Below are 21,054 nucleotides of genomic sequence, written 5' to 3' on the forward strand. Positions count from 1 at the left end.
ACCGTCGGGCAAGCCGTATCCATTGTAGGTACACTGGTCATTGGACAAGCAGCCGTGGATGCAGGAGTGGTCTCGGCGGCTATGGTTATTGTTGTATCAATCACAGCGATCTCCAGCTATGTTATTCCGGAAAACGGTCTTTCCATTGCGGTTCGTATTGTTCGCTTCGCCTTAATGATGCTAGCGGCAGCCTTTGGACTTCTGGGAATATTGATGGGGTTAATCGTACTTTTGTTGCACTTAACCAGTCTGCGATCGTTCGGAGTATCTTATATGAGCCCGTTCGGTCCCTATGTGGAAAGCGATATAAAAGATACGATATTTCGCCTACCTTGGCCTCGCATGAAGACACGGCCTCAATCCATCTCTATCCAAAATACAATTCGTCAAAAAACGAAAAAAAGACGGATTGGCAATAAATCGAAAACCAGAAGGGATCAGCCATGAAACAGACCATACATTTGTTCTTCGTCTGGGGACTGATTGCATTACTATTAGGTGGTTGCTGGGATCGTAAAGAATTAAACGAGCTGGGCATCGCTATTGGGATCGGAGTGGATATGGAAGGTGACCAGTATCAGGTGACGGCTCAGGTGGTCATTCCTTCGGCAGTAGCTTCCAAATCTTCACCAAGTGCAGGCTCGCCCGTCGTTACTTATGAGGCTACTGCGCCCACAATTCAAGAGGCTATTCAAAAAATGACGGATACAAGCCCGCGAATCATCTATTTATCTCATATTCGTATGCTGATTTTAGGTGAAGAGTATGCGAGAAGAGGAATTTCTGATGCGATTGAAGCCTTGATGCGAGAGCCTTTTACCAGAAGTGACTTTTATATTGCGATAGCCAAAAATAACAAGGCTTCCACGATGTTAAAGATCCCCACTCCACTGGAAAAGTTACCGGCCAATAAAATGTTTGCTTCATTGGATACGTTAACAAAAACATGGGCTCCTGCCACCAAAGTAACCATGGATCAACTGCTGAGCGACTTGGCTAATCCTGACATCCAGCCCACTCTGCCCGCACTGGAAGCTTTGGGAGATACAGAATCGTCCAATGAAAAAGGTGTGGATGACATTAAAAGCATATCTCCTGGAACCACACTGAGGTTCTCCGGTATCGGTGTATTAAAAAAAGACCGCTTGCTGGGCTGGATCAATGAACAAGACAGCAAAGGGTTCAATTACATTCGAAATACAGTGGAATCAACTACAGGACACGTCGACTGTCAGGGAGGAGGTAATATCGCCTTATTAACCTTGAACAGCGAAACCCAAAGAAAAGTGATCATTCGCGATGGAGAACCTGTTATCTCCATATCCGTTACCAACGACAGCACAATACGAGAGGTCAACTGCCAGCATATGAAGTTAAGCAGTATGGCTGACATCAAAGAAATTGAAGCTGCAAGCAATGAAAAAATAGTTGAAATTTTGAGGCATTCTGTAGAGACTGTCCGACGTGAGTTTAAGTCAGACATTTTCGGCTTTGGTCAGCTGATCCACCAGTCCAAACCTGAACTTTGGAAACGACTAAAAGAAGAAAAAGAAAATCCATTTATGGACTTACAAATTGAATATAAAGCAAAGACCACGATCAAAAAAATTGGTTCCTTGTTTGAATCGTTCCAAAAAGAAATGAAGGAGTGAGCTTGGTGGAGGAGAAAGGGCGTATCAGCATTACAAATATAGCCGTACTCGTATTTTTGAGTATTATCGGAGACTGTGTATTGGTATATCCCTCCCTCATTACTAGCATATCCAAACAGGATGCCTGGATCAGCTCATTACTAAGCATCCCTGCAGGACTGGCTGTACTACTGCTATTCCTGCGGGTACATCAGCTATATCCTGATCTCACCTTTGTTCAGCTATGCGAGCGAATTTTGGGTCCGTGGCTAGGCGCCCTCATTTCAATATGGTATTTGTTCCATTTAATGATGAATTCAGCGATTTATTTAAGAGAAGTCGGAGATTTTATGAACAGCCAAACCTATGTGATGACGCCTCTTCCCGTGATCAATTTACTTTTAATCCTTGTGCTAATGTGGGGCATGTATATGGGATTGGAACCCATTGCGCGTACGGCTCAAATCTTATTTCCATTTTGCTTGGCTTTTGCTTTGTTTTTAATCCTATGCTTGCTTCCCCAATGTGACAGTCAGCAGCTTAAGCCCATTATGGAGCAAGGTATTCCTAAAATTATGGAGGGCAGCCTATTTGCGCTCTCCTACCCATTCGGTGAACTAGCCTTTTTACTCATGATTTTTCCCTATGTGAACAAACAACCGGGTCTAAAAAAATCGGTTTTACTTTCCGGACTTGCTGCCAGCATTCTGTTAAGCGTACTACTCCTAGTTTCTCTCCTGGTGCTGGGCCCTTTTGTAACCGAACATAGCGTGTACACCTCTTATATGCTATCTAAAAAGATCAATATAGGGAATTTCTTACAGAGAATTGAATCCATGATGAGTACTGCCTGGATTATCACTACCTTTGTTAAAACCATTTTACACTTCTATGCCTTTACCTTAGGAATGACTCAGCTACTGCGATTAAATAATGTTCGGACCTTTCTTGGTCCTAGCTTCATGATCCTGTTTGGTCTGATTATCGTGTCGGCGCCTAATATTACTTATTATCTGGATACGATCGTCCACGCCTGGATTTATTGGGATTTGACGGATTCCATTGTCCTTCCTTCGCTGCTGCTTATCGTATACAAGTTAAGATCGAAAGGCCGCCACAGCCTGGGACCCAGTTGATCCACACCCTTAACGGAAGGAGCCTTCACTGTGCTGATCACCACTGTTATTATCTGTATCGGTCTAGCCATTGCTGCCAAAGATTTGCCAGGCTTGTATCGAAAACATCGCTTTAAAGATATGTTCGTGTACATCATTATGCTCGGAATAGGCACATGGCTTAGTGTCCTTGCCGCCAAGTCAGAGGTTACGCCAAGCCCGCTGGTGCTGATTGAAATCATCTACAACCCTGTTAACGCTTTTGTGTCACATATATTTGGTTTTTAGAAAGGAGACAGCCACATGTCAAAAAAAGCACGTATTAGCGTTCGGCAAGTGACTGTCCTGATGTTTATGAGCTTAATCGGGGATATGCTCTTAATCTATCCGACTATGATTACACATATTGCTCTTCAGGATGCCTGGATCAGCTCCATACTGTCCATCCCGCTAGGCTTAATTATTATTTACGTGCTTATTCGTGTTCATGAACTCCACCCGAATCTTACACTTATTGAAGCAATTCGCAAAATTATGGGACCCGTGTTAGGAACCGTTGTCTCCTGCTGGTATCTGTTTTATTTTTTAATGAACACCGCTCTTATTGCGAGGGAGGTAGGCGATTTTCTGACTACACAGTTATTAGTACACACCCCTCTGCGTGTTCTACTCGCTATGGGAATATTCTTAATGGTGCTTACTGCGCTAATGGGAATTGAAGCTTTCGGTCGGGTTAGCGAGATGCTATTACCAGCATATATATTAATTTTCTCTGGTCTGATCCTTGCACTCCTGCCACAAGTTCAGCTTTCTAATATACGGCCTGTTTTGGAAAATGGGCTGGCTCCTGTTGCTAAAGGAATGGTTCCAGGCGTGGCAATGCCTTTTGCCGGAATGTCCATTATGCTTATGGTTTTTCCTTATGTAAACAAGAAAGCCCATTTTAAAAAGGACATGTTGCTCGCTTCCCTTATAGGCGGAATCGTGATTAGTCTGTTTCTGCTGCTCTCTCTTCTTGTGATTGGACCCTTTGTGACTAATTACAGTCCATACATTTCTTCTGTACTCACGACAAAAATTAATGAACTGAATTATATTACACGCGTTGAATCGCTTGTTGCTTTAACCTGGGCACTGGCTGCCTATTTCAAGGGAGTTCTTTTCTTCTACGCCTTCACTTTTGGAACCCCCCAGTTGTTCCGAATTTCTAATAGTCGTCCATTCGTCATACCCGCAGGAGCGATTGTGTTTGGTATGACCATTTTGATAACCCCAAATGTGTTTTATTATGTAAGAACTCTTGTTTATCCGATGGCTGCCTGGCATTATACGAACGGCTTGTTCATTCCGCTTCTTTTATGGGTTGTTTACCTCTGTCGGCGAAAGTGGAAGCAGCGGCAAAACATATCTACACATTAACAAAAAACCTTTTGAAACCGAGCTTAAAAAGCATAGCCCGATTCCAAAAGGTTTTTTTCATAACTTATGCCATGTCCTGAATGTATGCCAGTGCTGCATCAATATGCCCTTTTACTCTTAAACCGCGCCATTCATGAACTAAAATGCCATTCTCATCAATAAGGAACGTAGAGCGAACAATGCCCATGTACTGCTTGCCGTACATCTGTTTTTGCTGCCATACACCATATGTTTCAGCCACCTGATGCTCTTCATCAGATAACAACTGAAAAGGTAGACCGTACTTGGCAATAAACTTGTCATGCTGCTTAAGTGGATCGGGGCTTATGCCCAGAATCACGGTGTTCAAACCTTCAAACTCCACATGTTTATCCCGAAAATCACAAGCCTGGGTCGAGCAGCTAGAGGTTAAGTCCTTGGGATAAAAATACAACAATACTCTACTGCCGCGATAATCCGACAGCTTGACACTCTTGCCCTCACTACCAGGCAATTCAAAGTCTGGTGCAGCTTGTCCAATAACGGTCAATGTCGTGGACATCTTATCATCTCCTATCTTGTAGGGGTTCTTATATCATCCACCCTATGAGCCAGCCCCCCGGTAACGCCGAATCCCCCAGTTCCAAGCCAGTAAGCCCAATGTCAGAAAAACAATTCCCATCACAGGAGTTAAGAGCGCCATATGGCGCATGTCCTCTCGTTGAAGGAACAGGGAAGCCGGGTATACACCGACAAAAGCAAATGGCAGTATCCAAGTCAGCACAACCTGAATGGCACGGTTATAGATCGTTACCGGATAACGTCCGTAGCCCTGAATATTGTACATGAGCGGAATAATTCCTGTGGGCGCATCCGAAAAGAATGAAAGAGAAGTCAATATGGTGTATATACCCGTATAGATCGCCACGGCACTTAGACTCAAAACGATCAGCGCCGGTACGAACCACCACTCCATAGCCAAATCCATCTGTGCGCCGCTGATCCCCATAATAATCAGGCCGATCACTGAGCCGACCAGCGCGGGCGGGTCCACATTTTCAAGGAAAATCTGGAACAGATTATACGCAGGACGGGTCATTACCCGGTCGAGTTCACCTTTTACAATATAACGCTCGCTAAAGTTCCAAAGGTTAACGAAACAACTGAACAGTCCATAAGGAACCATAAAAAATCCGTAAACGAACACAACTTCGCTTTCACTCCAGCCACCCAAGCTGTTCGTATGCATAAAAATAACTAAAATAAAAATAAGATTCGTGGCCTGAAAGAGCAGATCCGAAATGACTTCTACCCAAAAATCGGCACGATAGGTGAGCCGTGATTTCATGTAATTTTTCAAATATTCGCTAATGAGACCCAAATAGTACATCATCGGCTTACCCTCCCTGCACGAACAGACGTCTGCGCGCCAGCCGCCAAATGATGATCATCGGCACGAGCAGAACGACCAGCCAAATGATTTGGATACCCAGCACATTCCATATGCCAACGCCTTTTACACGTCCCGTAAATACAGAGCCCGGCAAATAAGTAATTGCCTGAAACGGCATCCATTGGGAAACTGTCGCCAGCCAGCCCGGAAACAAACTGATTGGCAAGATCAACCCCGAGAACAGGTCTACGACTACGCGCTTCATGCGCATCATGCCCTCATTATTTTCAATAAAAAAGGCCGTCAATCCTGTAATAATATTAATCTGAGTATTAATCAGAAAGCTGAAAAACAGCATGACCAGAAAACCAATCCAGGCTACCGGGTCACTAGGAAGCTTCACGGGAAACAGCAGCATCGCAATCGCCATGCCCGGAATCATAAACAAGAGGAAGCGAAACATCCCCTCGCCGAGCCCCTGCATAAACTTAACAAGTACATAGTTATAAGGTCGGATCATCTGAATAGCAATGCTTCCATCCCGAATATCCGTCGATATTTCGCGATCCAGATTGTTAAAATAAAAGGCTCGTGCCATCCACGAAACGGCTACATAGGTTGTCATCTGAGCAGCAGTAAAGCCTCCAATACTACCCGCATCGCCATATATCGCTTTGTATGTGAAATAATACACGCCGATATTCATGGAATAAATAAGTATGCCTGAATAATAGTTCACACGATAAGCAAGCATGGTGAGAAATCGAATACGAATAAAATCGGTATATACGCTAAGCATGAACTTTGGCCTCCACTATCGGATTGCCCTGGCGTTCTGCCGAGCCAGACTGATAGATACTGCGGACGATATCATCCGTGTTGGTTTCAATGATTTTGATATCCGTAATGTCCGTGCGGCCAACTACGTTAGCCAGCACATCCGATACATTAATATGAAGAGGAATCCACACCTTGGCAGCCAAATCGTTATCCATGGTCCACGTCAGCGGCATATCGGCTGTCCATGCCTGCAATTGCTCAAGCTGTGTCGTCGTACCAAATTGAAACCGTACTTCCCTTCCTGTCCCCCAACGATCCTTGAGATCATCCAGTCCACCATCATAAATGATATTCCCATCATCCAACATAATGACGCGCGAGCACAGCGCTTCAATATCCTGCAAATCATGGGTTGTCAGCAAAATAGTGGTCCCGTGTTCACGGTTCATGTCCTTCAAAAACTCGCGAATTTCGGACTTCACCATAATATCAAGCCCAATGGTCGGTTCGTCCAGAAAAACAATGGACGGATTGTGCAGCAAAGCAGCTACCAACTCACAACGCATCCGTTGTCCAAGGCTAAGCTTGCGTACCGGGCGACTTAGCAGATCCTGCAATTGCAGCCTCTCTACCAGCTCATCCAGCCTACGTTTGAAGTCTGTGGCCGGAACCTGATATACTTTGCGCAGCAGTTGAAAAGACTCGATCACACCGATGTCCCACCAAAGCTGGCTGCGCTGACCGAAAACAACGCCAATGTTACCTACAAATTTCTCGCGATCCTCATAAGGGACATATCCCCCCACCTTGAGATGTCCCGAGGTTGGCACGAGAATACCTGTCAACATCTTAATCGTGGTGGACTTTCCGGCCCCGTTTTCACCAATATAACCGCATATTTCCCCTTGCGGAATACGGAAGGATATATCTTTGACCGCAGCCACCTCGTTGTATTCGCGGGCGAATAAATCAAGGAAGGCACCTTTTAAGCCCTCGCGGTTTTTTTGAACCTTAAATGTTTTGCGCAGATCCTGCACATCAATTGCTAGCATGCTATACCTCTCAATCAGGATTTGTAAAATCCATAGTTAAATTGATTGTGCTCCAAAAAGAAATTATAATGTAATGAACTGAAAAGCGAAAGGGAGAGCATCCATGACAAGCAGAACCAAAAGGACGATATGGTCGGTTCTAGCCGTGGTAATCGTCGCGATTGTCGGCTTTGCCGTGTACTATTTTACATCCATTTATAATCAGCTGGATAATCTGCATAAAGAGGGTGCTAACTCCCCCTTCAAAAATGTAAAGCAGGTCGATCAGGTTCGTACACCAGAACCGCCCAAGTGGGAAGGTACCGATATGGTCAACATTTTGCTGATGGGTGTCGATGGCCGTGGCATCCAGAAAGGGGAAGTCCCCCGATCGGATAGCATGATGGTCGTATCACTGGACCCCGTGAAGAAAAAAATCCACTTGTTCTCTATTTTGCGTGATACGTACGTGGATATTCCCGGCTACGGAAAAAATCGAATCAATACTGCCATTACTCATGGCCCCAATACGGCCATGAAGACGGCTGGCGATCTATTGGGCATCCCAGTGCAATATTATGTGTATACGGATTTCCAAGGCTTTATCAAACTGGTGGACGCTATAGGCGGCATTGATTTTGAAGTGGAAAAGGATATGCATTATACAAGTAATGCGGATAAGCATGAATACGATATTGATTTGAAAAAGGGTATGCAGCATCTGGACGGCAACACGGCGCTTCAATATGTGCGGTTCCGCCATGATGCCATGTCCGACTTCTCCCGTTCCGGACGGCAACGGGCATTTTTGGAGGCCGTAGCCCAGAAAATGCAGACCACGACTTCCATTGCTAATCTGCCAAGCATTTTAGAGCAGGTTAACCCGTACATTGATACAAATCTCAGTGTTAACGATATGTGGAAGCTGGCGAATGTAGGGTACCAAAGCAGCTTTGCAGGCAGCGAACAGGTTCCACCGATGAAGCTGCTTGGAGAAGAAAATGTGGGCGGCGCGGCAGTTCTTACCGTCCGCGATCCCGAAGAACTGAAATCATATGTGCAGGATATATTTAATAATCCTCCCACACAAACACAGGAACAAAATAAAGATCAGAACGAAACGAAACAGCCAGATAGTGCATCGTCTTCCAAGACGGATAAAGCTTCCTTTACAGGGGGCAGTAAAACCAGTAATGAGGATGCTTCCACACAATCAACAACAAAGACAGGACAAAAAGAGCTATAATGATGTATGCAGGGGCAGCCGTGAACGCTGCCCTTTGGCGTGTGTATACCCTATTTTAATGAACGGAAAGGAAGTTTTGATGATGAAACGGGATAACTCCGAAGCACTATATAAAGAAGCCCTGGAGCATATTGTCGGGGGCGTTAACAGCCCTTCACGCTCCTTTAAAGCTGTAGGCGGCGGCGCTCCAGTATTTATGAAACGCGCCCAAGGCGCTCATTTCTGGGACGAGGATGGCAATAAATATATCGACTATTTGGCGGCCTACGGCCCTATTATTACCGGACATGCTCACCCCCATATTACCAAGGCCATCAGCGAAGCGGCTGCGAATGGCGTATTGTATGGAACCTCGACGGCATTGGAAATCAAACTGGCCAAGATGCTAAAAGAGGCCATTCCTTCTATGGATAAAGTTCGGTTTGTGAATTCCGGCACAGAAGCGGTCATGACGACGATTCGTGTGGCACGGGCCTATACTGGGCGGAACAAGATCATCAAATTTGCCGGTTGCTACCACGGTCACTCGGATCTGGTACTTGTAGCCGCAGGCTCCGGCCCTTCCACACTGGGCATACCTGACAGCGCAGGCATTACAACCAACATTGCGAGCGAGGTCATTACTGTGCCATTCAATGACCTTGACGCGTTGCGTCAAGCTTTAGAGCGCTGGAGCGACGATGTAGCGGCAGTCATGGTAGAGCCGATTGTCGGTAATTTCGGCATGGTGATGCCGCAGTCGGGTTATCTGGAAGGGCTGTGCTCGATGGCGCGGGCGAATGGCTCCCTCGTCATTTATGACGAGGTCATTACCGCCTTCCGTTTCCACTACGGCTCAACCCAAACGTATGCAGGTTTGGACAACCATGATGCGATTCAGCCGGATTTGACCGCACTGGGCAAAATCATGGGCGGCGGTCTGCCGATTGGTGCATACGGCGGCAGCAAGCAGATCATGGAGCAGGTTGCCCCACTCGGCCCAGCCTATCAGGCAGGTACAATGGCGGGCAACCCGGCTTCGATCTCGTCAGGCATCGCCTGCCTTGAAGTTCTTCAAGGGGAAGGCGTGTATGAAGAGATGGAACGTCTGGCTGTGAGACTGACGGACGGTATTCAGTCTTCCGCTGATCGTTACGGCGTGCCATTGACGATCAACCGCATTCGTGGAGCGTTCTCGACGCATTTCTGTGATCATCCGATCACGAATTACGCGCAGGCGCAGGATACGGATAGCGAAGCGTTCGCATCCTTCTTCCGCCACATGCTGGATCGCGGTATTCATCTGGCTCCGTCCAAGTTCGAAGCCTGGTTCCTCACAACAGCGCATACGGACGAAGATGTGGATGCCACGCTGGAAGCGGCGGACGATTCGTTCCGTGCGATGTCACAAGGTAAATAAGCAGAGCAGTAAGGGATAAAATATGAATAGGATGAGAGCTGGAAGTAATCTTAGGGACGGGTATCCGACCTCTGGGACTGCGTTCCGGCTCTTTTTCATTTCATAACTGTACCCGTACAGTTGCAGATTTTATGAATTGTGTCTGGTTATGCTATCCCGTTATATTGAGAGAACCACAAGTTGAGATCATGATTACGGAGGTTTATTATGCACAGTCGTTCCAGAAATGGGGGCGCCTATCTGGCAGCTCTCAGCTATGCAGCTATACTTGGCTTTTCATTTTTATTTGTAAAATTGACGGTGACAGAGGCAAGCCCGCTGGATGTGATCGCCCACCGCTTTGCGTTGTCATTGATCGCTCTGACCATTCCAGTACTGCTTGGTTGGATCAAAATCAATATCAAGTTGCGTGATATGCTGCGCATTTTACCATTGGCGCTGCTTTCACCTTTACTGTTTTTCCCCTTGCAAGCGTTCGGGCTGATGAGTACTTCTTCATCGGAGGGCGGAATTATTCAAGCTACCGTTCCAATCTTTACGCTTCTGCTAGCCTCCTATTTTCTTAAAGAGCGCACAACAGTGCTTCAAAAGATATCCTTACTGCTATCTGTCTTTGGTGTCGTTTTTATATTTGTGATGAAAAGCGGAGCACCGTTAGCTTCCAATAGCTTTGGCGGTATTTTTCTGCTCGTGCTCTCTGCTATATGCCTATCTGGCTATAACGTGCTGGCTCGTCCATTAACACAAAAGTACAGTCCAATGGAACTGACCTACGTTACCTCCATTTTGGGATGTATCGTTTTTAACTTGGCGGCCTTGGGGTATCATGCTATAGACGGTTCCATGAGCGCTTATACTGCGCCGCTAGTAAAGCCTGATTATTGGATGGCACTAGCTTATCTAGGCATACTATCTACCCTCGTCACCTCGCTGTTATCCAGCTTTGCCTTGAAGTGGATCGAAGCCTCCAAAATGAGTGTGATTGGTAATTTATCCACCCTTATTTCCATGATGGCAGGTGCTTATATTTTGAAGGAGCAGCTTGCCTACTATCACATTATTGGTGCTGTGGTGATCATTATCGGTGTGGTGGGCACCAATTTCGGAGGAAGAAAAAGCTTTACGCCGATCAAAACAACTTCGGCTAAATCACAATAATGGGCTAAAAGCAGACAGGTGCTAATTTGCCTTCAAAAAAAGAAAACTCCAAGCTGGGTCATTCCAGCCTGGAGTTTTTAACTTCATAGTTTTTTGCGCACTAGACCGGGTACGCCATAACACTCATTAACGCCAGCTCGGGCTGTGTCGTGTCCAGTCTACTATATTGTACAATGATAGGCACATCGCTAGTGACCGTAATTGCGTAAGGAATACCTGGCGGAATTCGTTCGCCGGACTTTTCCAGCGAGGCTGTTCGGATATGACGGGTTCGTCTTCCTTCCACCACCTCGATCAAGCCCTCCAACGGCTCACGGTCTTCAAAATAAATGTCTATGCTCAGCTTTGCCGCACGGTTTCCACAGTTCAGCACACATATACTCTCATGACTGAGCAGCTCTCCCCGGCTTTCCGGTGGAATATATCCATCGGGGATGACCCAGAATAAACTTCCTCGCGGCTGGTTAGCCGCCTTTTCCTGAGACTGTTCAGGTTCTCCCATGCCAATGGCCTCCTTTCAGCTATGAATACCTTCTCACCTCTAAAGCCTTTTTTTACCCGTATAGGTTCTTCTTGGTACGCAGCAGTTGAGCCAGAAAAGCAAGCGTCAATCCCTGGCCCCATCCCTGAATGCGTTTGTAGGGTACGTTGCGATAGCCATCTATATCGTTCATTACAGCAGTTCCAGCGGATACGCCAGTCACTGTGCCGTCCTCTTTAATGCGGGAAAGGATGCCGTCGATCGCCTTTTGCGTGTATTTGTTAAACAATCGGCCCTGCATAAGCAAAGCAGTCGCAATCCCTGCAGAGCCGGAGGTTTCCAGATAAGAGGTATCATCATTCAGCACTGTATGCCATAGTCCTTCTGGGGATTGCAGCCGCACTAGTGCATTGAGTTGGTCACGCAGCGAGCCGTCAATGATCATATAGGATGGATGCTGCACCTCCACACATTTCAGCGCCTTGGCCATCGTGAGGGCTGCCCATGAATTGCCGCGCGCCCAGTATATTCCCGACATGCGGCTTTGGTTCGCATGATCCCAGCCGTGATAATACAAATTCGTATCCGGGTCCTGCAAAAATTCTTCATGCCCGTGATATTGCCGGATTCCATCCTCCCAATATGTCTTGTTGCCCAGGAAATGCCCGATCCGCAGCAGATAATAACCGGCCATAAACATCGTATCCACCCATGCTTGCTGCGGAAATACATCATGTAGTGAATTCACGGTGTGCTGGAAAATGCCGTCGGCAAACCGCTCAGCCTTTTTGACCAAAAATTCTGCCATCTCGATGGCGATATCCAGGTATTTTTGCTCACCTGTAGCCTGATGTAGTGTCAACAAACAATGTCCAACAGAAACGCCGTTTACCGACAGAGGCGGAAGTCCATCCTCGATATTCTCGTCAACCCATTCTTTCAGCTTGGTCAAATACTTTTCATTGCCTGTTGCTTCATAGGCCTCGCATACTCCATAAAAGGCTACTCCACCCGGCCAATCCCAGCTATAGTGCATTTGAAACGTGCGTTCCACTACCCGGTCAATCACCTGTTTAATCTGTTCCTCATCAAAACTCAATGCGGGCATTGCTACGTCTCCTCCTTTGGTAAGCTTCACGTTAGTTGCCCTCCTTGCCACCTGTTCCAAAAAAGGTCATCCGTCAACGTAAGTACATGCGCAGCGGTTGCAAATCCAGTTCCTTCACAGCCGTCGTCACCATATTTGCAATCCGGATCGCACCATTCTCATGAAAATGCGTATTATCCTCCAGGCCGCCGGAAAAGTTCATGTCTTCCCCAGGTAGCAGCCACATAAAAAGCTCCTTGCTTTCTTCAGGGCCCAGCTCTTCATATAACTCCTGCGTGCGGGCAGACAAATCAATGAGCGGCACGTTCGCTTCTTCCGCCAACTCGCGAACCGCCGTTATATAGTCGCCATGTGTGTCGGACAGCGTACCATCCTCGTTAAAATAGCGACGATGTACAGGCGTAATCAGCACCGGGGTTCCGCCCTTGCTTCTCGCTCCGTCGATATATAGGCGCAAATGCTCCTTGTAGGTTGTAAAAGGCTCCGTGGCCCGCTGCGGATCAGGCTTCTGATCATTATGACCGAACTGGATGAACAGGAAGTCTCCTGTCTTCATTTCTCCCAAAATAGCGTCCAGACGTCCCTCGTCCACGAAGCTTTTGGAGCTTCGTCCCGATACAGCGTGATTATCCACGCAGACATCATGCTTGAACAGGGCCGGCAAAGCCTGGCCCCAGCCTGTATACGGATAGCCAGACAGCCCTTGATCCGTAACCGTAGAGTCTCCGGCTAGGAATAGCCGAAGACTCTGCAGTGCGGGTGCAATTTCCAGAGCATTGAGCCGTGGCGCAGTGCCCGATACGGTGAGGAACAGTCTGCCGCCTCGGACAGGCACCGTAAACATCGCTTCCGTGAACTGGCCCGGCAGCGTGTGTACCGGGGGCAGCATATGCTTGCCCTCGCCAGCCTGGAATCGCGTGAGCGTTTCCGCCAGTGGATCGCCGACCAGTATAGTGACGAGATACAGCCCGTCTGGCACATCTGCAATAAACGAAGCGTTCAGTGGAATACAAAAGCTGTTTCGCAGCCGTGTGCGTGCGTCCTTGACTGGCTTCTGCCTTTGTCGCCCGTACACATGCTCCGTAGTCTCGAAGCCATAGCCTTGCTCAGCCGTATATATGCAATCCGGGGACACTGCCTTGCAGCCATCCGCAGGCTCTCCCGGACCAAAGTCAAATTTCCACATTTTACTCACTCCTCGGTCTTAACCCTTCAGGCCACTCGTGCTCATTCCTTCTACGATTTGCTTTTGGAAAGCGAAGAATACAGCGATGACAGGCAGCAGGCTTAGGATGGACATCGCGAACATTCCTCCCCAGTTGGAGGCTGACTCGCTGTCGAGGAACATTTTGAGTGCAATCGATACGGTATATTTTTCTGGCGAGTTCAGATACAGTACCGGGCCTAACAAATCCTCCCACTTCCAGTAGAAAGAGAAGATTGCCGCCGTAGCCAGCGAGGATTTGAGCAAGGGTAAAATAATTCGAAAATACAACCGGAACTTGCCGCATCCGTCAATCGTCGCCGCTTCATCCAGCTCTGCTGGAATCGTCCGTATAAACTGCACCATCAGAAAGATGAAGAACGGCATCCCGAAAAAGGATGGCACTACCAACGGTAAGATCGTATTGATCCATCCAAGCTTGGTGAAAATAATATATTGCGGTACCAGCACTACATCCCCCGGCAGCATCAGCGTCACCATCATCAGAGCAAACCACAAGTTACGCCCTTTGAATTTCAAACGTGCGAAGCCAAATGCGATCAATGAGGAGGAAAGCACAGCGCCAATCGTGGAAATCACTACGATCGTGAGCGAATTCAGAATATATGTGCCAAAGTTATAACCAGTCGTGCCTTTCCAGCCTGTTACATAGTTTTGCCAAATCCATTCTGTAGGGAAAAGTGAGGAGGCCGTGACGAATATCGTCCGACTTTCTTTAAAAGAGCTGAACAGCATCCAGAACACGGGATACAGCATTAGGAGCGCCAGTGCAGCAACCAGAATGTGATAAATTGGCCATTTGAACGTTTTCCATGCCATTGGTATCAGCGCCCCTTTTCCGTTTCATAGAACACCCAGAACTTGGATGTCATAAATAAAATCGCTGTCAGTATCGCAATCATAATGAGCATGACCCAGGCCATAGCTGCCGCATATCCCATATTGCTGAACATAAACGCCTGCCGGAACAGATACAGTGAATGCAGCATCGTTCCATCCATTGGACCACCCTCACCCTTGGAGATAACATAGGCCGGGACGAAGGTCATAAACGCACTGATCGTCTGCATAATCAAGTTAAATAAAATAATCGGACTCAGCAGTGGCAGCGTAATACTGAAAAATTTTCGTACTGGCGTAGCGCCATCTACACTGGATGCCTCGTACATTTCAAGCGGAATGTTTTTCAGCCCTGCTAGAAAAATAAGCATGGATGAACCAAATTGCCATACAGACAAGGTGATCAGCATCATGAGCGAAGCATTCGGATCACCAAACCATTTCACCGGGGTTGCCCCCAAGGCCGAAAGCAAGCTGTTAACAATGCCCTCATTACTGAAAATATTGCGCCACATGATGGACACTGCAACGCTACCCCCGATAATAGAAGGCAGATAATACATCGTCCGATAGGTGCCTACCATGCGTGACTTGGTATTCAAAATCATCGCCACAAACAACGCGAAAATCAGTCGCAACGGTACACCGACCAATACATACGTAAATGTGACCCTGATCGAATTCCAATATTTCGGATCACCTGTGAACATTTTTTCGAAGTTACCCAGACCAATCCATTTGGGCGGGGTGAACAGATTGTAGCTCGTAAAGGACAGATACAGCGAAATAAACATTGGAATTAACGTAAATGCCAGAAAGCCCACAATAAACGGGCTGATAAACGCATATCCGGTCATATTGGCTTTCAAGCTCTGATGATTTCGCAAGCTCATCAAGCCTCCCTTCTGTTGCATTTAAAAAAATTTCTAATTCAGAGATATTATATAGTCGTTGTTATACGAACTATATTGTGATATCTACAAAGGTTGCCTCTGCAATGGGTTCGTCGGATCAACCGTGCGCAAGTCATGCTTTGCACTACGCACGGTTAACCTAACGAATCGTTCCTTCAACCCTGCATTATTACTGCTTGTTATTCGCAAGGATGGTATTCGCATCAGCCCGGAATTTGACCGCTGCGTCTTCAGGCGTCATCTGTCCGAAATTGACTTGCTCAATATAATCGGTCAGAGTAGCAATCACTTCCGGCGATCCAACCGGCGGCGGCGGGCTCATTGGAGAAGCCTTTGGCTCCATGGAAGCCACAAATTCAAACACCTGCTTCGTTGCCTCGCTCAACTCCGGCGCTACAGCTTCTTTGATTTTGGCAGAAATCGGTACGCCGCGTTCGCCTTTAATCAATTTATTCGCTTCAACATCGTTCATCCAGAAATCAATAAACTTTGCGGCCTCATCCTTCACCTGTGAACGGGAAGCCACCGCCCAGTACATGGTAGGCTGCATATACACGCCTTTTTCCATATTCGGTCCAAACATTGGAGCAAGCGCCATTGGACGATTAACGACCTGTTGTAAGCCCACATACTGATTGGACCACTGCCAAATGCCGATACCTGTTCCTTTTACGATATCCGATTCCTCAAGAATTCCCTTGGTTTGGTTCATGACTTCAGGAGTCGGTGTCGCCCCCTTCTTAATCAGCTCAGCTAAACCACCGAAGAAATCAACAAACAGCTTATCGTCATCATACCCCAATCCTGTTCCTTCCGTATTGTAGAGAGATTTTCCATGTGTCCGCAAATAGTAGTGGAAGAAAATATCCGCAGCCATGGAGCTGTCAAAGTAAACTTTATTGGAGGCTGCCTTCAAAGCCAGCTCTTTGTATTGGTCCCATGTCCAGTCATCAGGAATTTTGTCTATGCCCGCTTTTTTGAGCAGTGCCGGATCGTACTGGAAGCCCAGCACATTGACACCTGTTGGAATACCATATTGCTTTCCGGCAATGATCCCGGTTTTGAGTACATTTTCGTTTACATCAGCGACTTGGATTTTCTGATTCAAGTAAGGCGCCATATCTTCCAGCTGGCCGTTCTTCGCATATTGGCTAATATACGAAATGTCCATCTGCACGATATCCGGCAGTTGGTTTGCTGCCGCCTGCGGTGCGAGCTTCTTCCAGTAGTCATCAAAAGAGGCATATTCCACATCAATCGTTACATTCGGATTTTTTTGCTTATACAAATCGATAACCTTCTGCGTATATTCGTGGCGCGTATCCGATCCCCACCAAGCGATCCGCAACTTTACTTTCCCGTCTGCACTTGCGCCCGAATTGCCTCCACCGTCTGCTCCACTACATGCCGTCGTCAATACCAGCAGCATCGCTATGACCAGAAACCATCCTTTTTTGCCCACCTATCTCTCCCCTTTTCGCTGTTCTAGAAAGGAGCCTTATTACGAGTAACAATGTACTTACGCTTGCTTGGTAGCGTTTACATTTGCTCCTGTTGTTATTTTCCCAAAAGCAGAGAAACATTGGAATACACAAATCAGATTTCAAAGGTTTAAAAAACAGAGGGACTCAGCAACTCATCCCCGTTCGTGTGATTTAATGTACTCGGAGGGTGTCATACCTGCCCATTTTTTGAACACCTGGCTAAAATATTGCGCGTTCCCGCCGAAGCCGAACCATTCCGCCAGCTCAAACACCTTTACGTCTCCCGTCTCCCGAATATGCTCAGCCGCGCGTTCGATCCGGTAACGGTTAACATAGTGTGAAAAGTTTTCACCCGTCACTTTTTTGAAAATTTTCCCTAAGTAGTCGGAATTCATATAGAGCATTTGACCCGCCACTCCGTTCAGCGAAAGATCGGATTTTCTATAGTTTTGCTCAATAATAGTGATCATTTTATCCACCGTGGAAGATTGACGGTATACATTGCTTTTATAATAAATTGCAGTCATTCGTTCGGCAGCCTCCTGTACAAAAGATTTGAGACATGCCAATGTTTTTTGCTCTGCCAGCACAACCATTCGGCTCGTAAACGCCGCACGCTCTTCTTCAGGACATATACGGATCATGGCCGCATAGAGCTGTAGCACATAGGAACGGGTTACGGAGATTTCCAGCTTCATACGGGACAGGATGCCGAACAGCCGATCCACTTCTTGAGCAACCTCCTCCCTATTTCCAGCCTTGATCAGCAGACCAAACTTCTCCTCGTCCAGCTCCAAATCTGCCATCTCCCTGGTATCCTCAGCCGCCAAATCCTCCTTCGTAATGAGACTGCCCTCCCCGGTATAAAAGCGGTGATTCATACAATGCAATGTCTCCCGGTACATCCCCCGCGAATGCTGCATGCTATCCGACTCGCTAACTGCGACGGTCACCTCCAGCTTATAAAAGCGGTGAAATGTCGTACGTACCGCTTCAATCTGTTTCATAAATCGAGATGTGTCATCCCCACTCTCCAGCACAATTAGCAGCTGCCCTTGCATAGTCGTACTGAGCAAGACATGATCCATTAAATCCCCTGCTATATTTTGCAAAGCAAACAAATGCTCCGGCTCGTGGGACTCCTCCACCCGCAGCAGCAGCATTCGAACCTGCTTATCTTGCAACTCCAGACCGAACAAACGCTCATAAAAAGCGATATCACGGCTGCCGTAAGTTTTATAGGAAATAAACTCCTTCAAAAAATGCTCCTTCACATGCGGCAACATACGCTGAAAATCAAGCTTCATCCGGTTCACAAACTGCTTGCGTTCTTCCTGTTCCTCTCGCTCCTGTCCCAACTCTGTCAGAGCCTCATGAATTTGCCGCTCGTTGCAGGGCTTCAGCAAGTAGTGCTTCACCCCGTATTGCATAGCCCGACAGGCATAGTCAAAATCTTTGTAACCTGACAACAGAATAAACCGAACGTCTGGAAAATGCTCCGTCGTTTTGGCAACGAGTCCGATACCGTCCAGTCCTGGCATAGAAATATCGCTGATCACAAAATCAGGCGGACTCGCCTGGATCTGATCATATGCCTCAATCCCATTACGCGCCGTACCTACCAGCCTTGTTCCTGCCTTGCCCCAATCGACCACCTGTGAAATGCCTTCCAAAATCATACGCTCATCATCAACCAGTAGCACCTTGTACACGACCCTGATCCCCTTTCACATATGGAATACAGACATGAATTGACGTTCCTGCTCCTGACTCGCTATGCAGCTCTATCCCCCAAGGTGTACCAAATGTCAGGTTAATCCGTTCTTGAATATTCGCAAGTCCAATACCCCGCCCACGGGTTGTGATCTGTCCGCTCCGCAGCTTTTCCAAGAAATCCGGGGTCATTCCAGGTCCGTCATCTTCAACCCTCAGGAACAGCGCCCCCTCGTTTTCTCTGACCACAATTGTGATCCGACACGGTTCAATACGCGGCTCCAGCGCATAATGGATCGCATTCTCCACCAAGGGCTGAAGTGTTAGCTTTGGAATTTGCGCGTCCATCAATTCTTCCGGGACATCGAGATGGAAAACGAGACGTTCATCAAAACGTGTTTTTTGGATCGTTACGTAGCTTCTCACGATATCCAGCTCTTTTTGAAGCGGAATCAGCTGTTCTTCAAAACTGACCGCACTGCGTAGTAGAAAAGCAAGGGCTTCCACCATTTCTGAAATCCGGTCCTGCTTGTTGGCCTTGGCGAGCCAGTTCACAGACTCTAATGTATTGTATAGAAAATGTGGATTTATCTGTGCCTGAAGCGCCTTCAGCTCTGTTTCCCGCAGCAGTAGCTGCTTGGCAATATTCTCATTAATAAGCTCACGGATACGGCGGATCATCTTCTTATACGTCCGATGCAGTAAGCCTACCTCATCCTGTGTGGAAAGGGGGACCGCTCCAAGCGCTTCCTCTTCCAGACGGTCGAGATCCCCTTTTTCTATTTTACGCATATTCTGGATCAACTGAACGATCGGTTGGGTAATGCTGCCCGACAGCCTGGCTCCTAACGCCAATGCAATAAGCAGCATAATGACAAAAATAGCGCTTACAATTTCTTTGATTATCGTAATACTGCGAAACATATCATCAAAGGGAGTCATATGTAAATACGTCCAGCCCGTATAAGAGGATTTGATTTGAGCAGCAAAAAAGGTCCCGCCTGTATAGGTCGCGATCCCGTAAGGCTGCTTCCTCCCAAGCTCTGCCTGAATATCGCTCTCACTCAAAAGCGGTGTTTCGGGATAAATCATCCGTCTTCCGTCTGTAATCATCAACTGTCCGTCACGGCCGGAGGTCTGCACACGATCCGCTACAATCCGGTCAATTCGCACACGAATCGCAAGCGTTCCAAGCCCGTTCAGCGTAAAATTGGAATCGGTAAAAGATTTGAATTGCCGTGCTGCCAGCAAGGAGGAATGGCCTGCCGCATACCATGCATGAGAGCCGTCATATTCGTCTGCCAACTCCGACAGGGTGGATCGAAGCTCTTGGGGGATACCTTCGCGGTTGCCCGCACTCATCACCTGTCCCTCTTTGTCGATTACCATCATAGAATAGACATAGGTTTCAGAGCCGGCAAAGGCAATAAGCCTATTCGTTATTTTTTTGCGCAGTACCATTTTGACATAAGGTGACGTTTCCTTTTCCAACTGGAGCAAATAACGCTGAAGCTGCTCGTCCGTTATTACCTTAAAAGTAACCTTTTCAACATCCTTCAGTTCATTTTCAATGCCAATTGAAGAAATATTGAGTACCTCGGATGTCTTTTTGTACATTTGATTATCATAAATATGAAATACGTATTTAAGTATGACTGCAACAACCGCAAAATTAACCAGCATGAGCACCGTAATCAGCAGTACCATCTTATGATGGATTCCAGCATTTTTGTAAGCGCTCTTAAAATAGGTAATCAGTACATGTCGCCTCCTTCGCTCATCCTGCACGGTCCAGCTCAAAATGGAGAAAACTCTATATATTATACAAAATACCCCATGCCTTGATCATTCGGCAAGAGGTATTTGGGTTTGCTTAGCGTTGATCGTTTGCTTTCGATTTGTCCGCCTTGCTCATATATTCGTCATATCGGTCATCAAGTTCACGTGCCATACTCCGGTATTTACGCGTCTCTTCGACAATAGGGTCCATTTGAGTCTGAACCCGCACCTCATATTTGGGGCTGAGTCGTTCCCGTTTTTTGGCCTCATTCTCACGAATTTCGCCTTCCGTCAGCAGTTCACTGAGCTGGCGTTCCAATTCTTCGGATTGGCTCATCGCGATTTCCTCCTTCAGGATG

21 protein-coding genes are annotated in these 21,054 nt (G+C 47.0%); 8 read left to right on the forward strand and 13 right to left on the reverse strand.

The features are described 5' to 3' along the window. The 5 genes from KSP24_RS20855 to KSP24_RS20875 form a co-directional block, all read left to right on the forward strand. The coding region (locus KSP24_RS20855) for a spore germination protein (protein WP_216976520.1) at positions 1 to 447 on the forward strand (447 nt) is incomplete at its 5' end. Beyond that, positions 444 to 1,652: a Ger(x)C family spore germination protein gene (locus KSP24_RS20860; protein ID WP_013369449.1), complete on the forward strand. Its 1,209-nt coding sequence runs from the start codon at positions 444 to 446 to the stop codon at positions 1,650 to 1,652. The genes KSP24_RS20855 and KSP24_RS20860, both read left to right, overlap by 4 nt. Positions 1,653 to 1,657: 5 nt before the next feature. After that, complete coding sequence (locus KSP24_RS20865; protein ID WP_025677506.1) at positions 1,658 to 2,767, forward strand: GerAB/ArcD/ProY family transporter; 1,110 nt, start codon at positions 1,658 to 1,660, stop codon at positions 2,765 to 2,767. Between the two features lie 30 nt (positions 2,768 to 2,797). Then, positions 2,798 to 3,034 carry a hypothetical protein gene (locus tag KSP24_RS20870; protein WP_013369447.1) on the forward strand — a complete coding sequence of 79 codons (237 nt, stop codon included), beginning with the start codon at positions 2,798 to 2,800 and terminating at the stop codon, positions 3,032 to 3,034. A 15-nt stretch (positions 3,035 to 3,049) separates the two neighbouring features. Further along, positions 3,050 to 4,165 (forward strand): GerAB/ArcD/ProY family transporter, encoded by a 1,116-nt coding sequence (locus KSP24_RS20875; RefSeq protein ID WP_216976522.1) that lies wholly within the window; start codon positions 3,050 to 3,052, stop codon positions 4,163 to 4,165. Between the two features lie 64 nt (positions 4,166 to 4,229). Here the strand turns inward: KSP24_RS20875 and bcp are convergent, their stop codons facing one another. The 4 genes from bcp to KSP24_RS20895 are packed head-to-tail and all read right to left on the reverse strand — an operon-like array spanning position 4,230 to position 7,369. After that, positions 4,230 to 4,706, reverse strand: a complete 477-nt coding sequence (gene bcp, locus KSP24_RS20880) for a thioredoxin-dependent thiol peroxidase (protein ID WP_216976524.1) — start codon at positions 4,704 to 4,706, stop codon at positions 4,230 to 4,232. Between the two features lie 42 nt (positions 4,707 to 4,748). After that, complete coding sequence (locus KSP24_RS20885; protein WP_013369444.1) at positions 4,749 to 5,537, reverse strand: ABC transporter permease; 789 nt, start codon at positions 5,535 to 5,537, stop codon at positions 4,749 to 4,751. 4 nt (positions 5,538 to 5,541) lie between these two features. Next, complete coding sequence (locus tag KSP24_RS20890) at positions 5,542 to 6,336, reverse strand: ABC transporter permease (RefSeq protein WP_013369443.1); 795 nt, start codon at positions 6,334 to 6,336, stop codon at positions 5,542 to 5,544. After that, on the reverse strand, positions 6,329 to 7,369 hold the full coding sequence (locus KSP24_RS20895) for an ABC transporter ATP-binding protein (protein WP_013369442.1): 1,041 nt from the start codon (positions 7,367 to 7,369) through the stop codon (positions 6,329 to 6,331). Before KSP24_RS20895 ends, KSP24_RS20890 begins: the two co-directional genes overlap by 8 nt. 103 nt (positions 7,370 to 7,472) lie before the next feature. Between KSP24_RS20895 and KSP24_RS20900 the strand changes: the two genes are divergently transcribed. The 3 genes from KSP24_RS20900 to KSP24_RS20910 all read left to right on the forward strand — a co-directional run bounded on the left by KSP24_RS20900 (position 7,473) and on the right by KSP24_RS20910 (position 11,151). After that, complete coding sequence (locus tag KSP24_RS20900; RefSeq protein ID WP_216976526.1) at positions 7,473 to 8,594, forward strand: LCP family protein; 1,122 nt, start codon at positions 7,473 to 7,475, stop codon at positions 8,592 to 8,594. Positions 8,595 to 8,676: 82 nt separating this feature from the next. Continuing rightward, the gene (locus KSP24_RS20905; RefSeq protein WP_302054374.1) at positions 8,677 to 9,993 is read left to right on the forward strand and encodes a glutamate-1-semialdehyde 2,1-aminomutase; all 1,317 of its coding nucleotides are present in this window, start codon (positions 8,677 to 8,679) and stop codon (positions 9,991 to 9,993) included. 207 nt (positions 9,994 to 10,200) lie between these two features. Further along, on the forward strand, positions 10,201 to 11,151 hold the full coding sequence (locus tag KSP24_RS20910; protein ID WP_216976528.1) for a DMT family transporter: 951 nt from the start codon (positions 10,201 to 10,203) through the stop codon (positions 11,149 to 11,151). A 100-nt stretch (positions 11,152 to 11,251) separates the two neighbouring features. Here the strand turns inward: KSP24_RS20910 and KSP24_RS20915 are convergent, their stop codons facing one another. From KSP24_RS20915 to KSP24_RS20955, 9 genes are all read right to left on the reverse strand, one after another. Continuing rightward, positions 11,252 to 11,653, reverse strand: a complete 402-nt coding sequence (locus KSP24_RS20915; RefSeq protein WP_216976530.1) for a sensory rhodopsin transducer — start codon at positions 11,651 to 11,653, stop codon at positions 11,252 to 11,254. Between the two features lie 52 nt (positions 11,654 to 11,705). Further along, positions 11,706 to 12,740, reverse strand: coding sequence for a glycoside hydrolase family 88/105 protein (locus KSP24_RS20920; RefSeq protein WP_216976616.1), 1,035 nt, complete (start codon positions 12,738 to 12,740; stop codon positions 11,706 to 11,708). Positions 12,741 to 12,813: 73 nt separating this feature from the next. Beyond that, positions 12,814 to 13,926 carry a rhamnogalacturonan acetylesterase gene (locus KSP24_RS20925; RefSeq protein ID WP_216976532.1) on the reverse strand — a complete coding sequence of 371 codons (1,113 nt, stop codon included), beginning with the start codon at positions 13,924 to 13,926 and terminating at the stop codon, positions 12,814 to 12,816. An 18-nt stretch (positions 13,927 to 13,944) separates the two neighbouring features. Continuing rightward, on the reverse strand, positions 13,945 to 14,784 hold the full coding sequence (locus tag KSP24_RS20930) for a carbohydrate ABC transporter permease (protein WP_013369435.1): 840 nt from the start codon (positions 14,782 to 14,784) through the stop codon (positions 13,945 to 13,947). Positions 14,785 to 14,789: 5 nt separating this feature from the next. Then, positions 14,790 to 15,698 (reverse strand): carbohydrate ABC transporter permease, encoded by a 909-nt coding sequence (locus KSP24_RS20935; protein WP_016819319.1) that lies wholly within the window; start codon positions 15,696 to 15,698, stop codon positions 14,790 to 14,792. A 190-nt stretch (positions 15,699 to 15,888) separates the two neighbouring features. Then, positions 15,889 to 17,181 (reverse strand): ABC transporter substrate-binding protein, encoded by a 1,293-nt coding sequence (locus KSP24_RS20940; protein ID WP_019686149.1) that lies wholly within the window; start codon positions 17,179 to 17,181, stop codon positions 15,889 to 15,891. A gap of 174 nt (positions 17,182 to 17,355) precedes the next feature. Then, positions 17,356 to 18,915 carry a response regulator transcription factor gene (locus tag KSP24_RS20945; protein WP_216976534.1) on the reverse strand — a complete coding sequence of 520 codons (1,560 nt, stop codon included), beginning with the start codon at positions 18,913 to 18,915 and terminating at the stop codon, positions 17,356 to 17,358. Continuing rightward, the gene (locus KSP24_RS20950; RefSeq protein WP_254207930.1) at positions 18,893 to 20,623 is read right to left on the reverse strand and encodes a sensor histidine kinase; all 1,731 of its coding nucleotides are present in this window, start codon (positions 20,621 to 20,623) and stop codon (positions 18,893 to 18,895) included. The genes KSP24_RS20945 and KSP24_RS20950 overlap by 23 nt, the downstream gene beginning before the upstream one ends. 166 nt (positions 20,624 to 20,789) lie before the next feature. Next, positions 20,790 to 21,032, reverse strand: coding sequence for a hypothetical protein (locus tag KSP24_RS20955; RefSeq protein WP_013369430.1), 243 nt, complete (start codon positions 21,030 to 21,032; stop codon positions 20,790 to 20,792). Between the last annotated feature and the right edge of the window lie 22 nt (positions 21,033 to 21,054).

This window comes from Paenibacillus sp. AK121, from assembly GCF_019042715.1.
In the GTDB taxonomy this organism is placed as follows: domain Bacteria; phylum Bacillota; class Bacilli; order Paenibacillales; family Paenibacillaceae; genus Paenibacillus; species Paenibacillus polymyxa_C.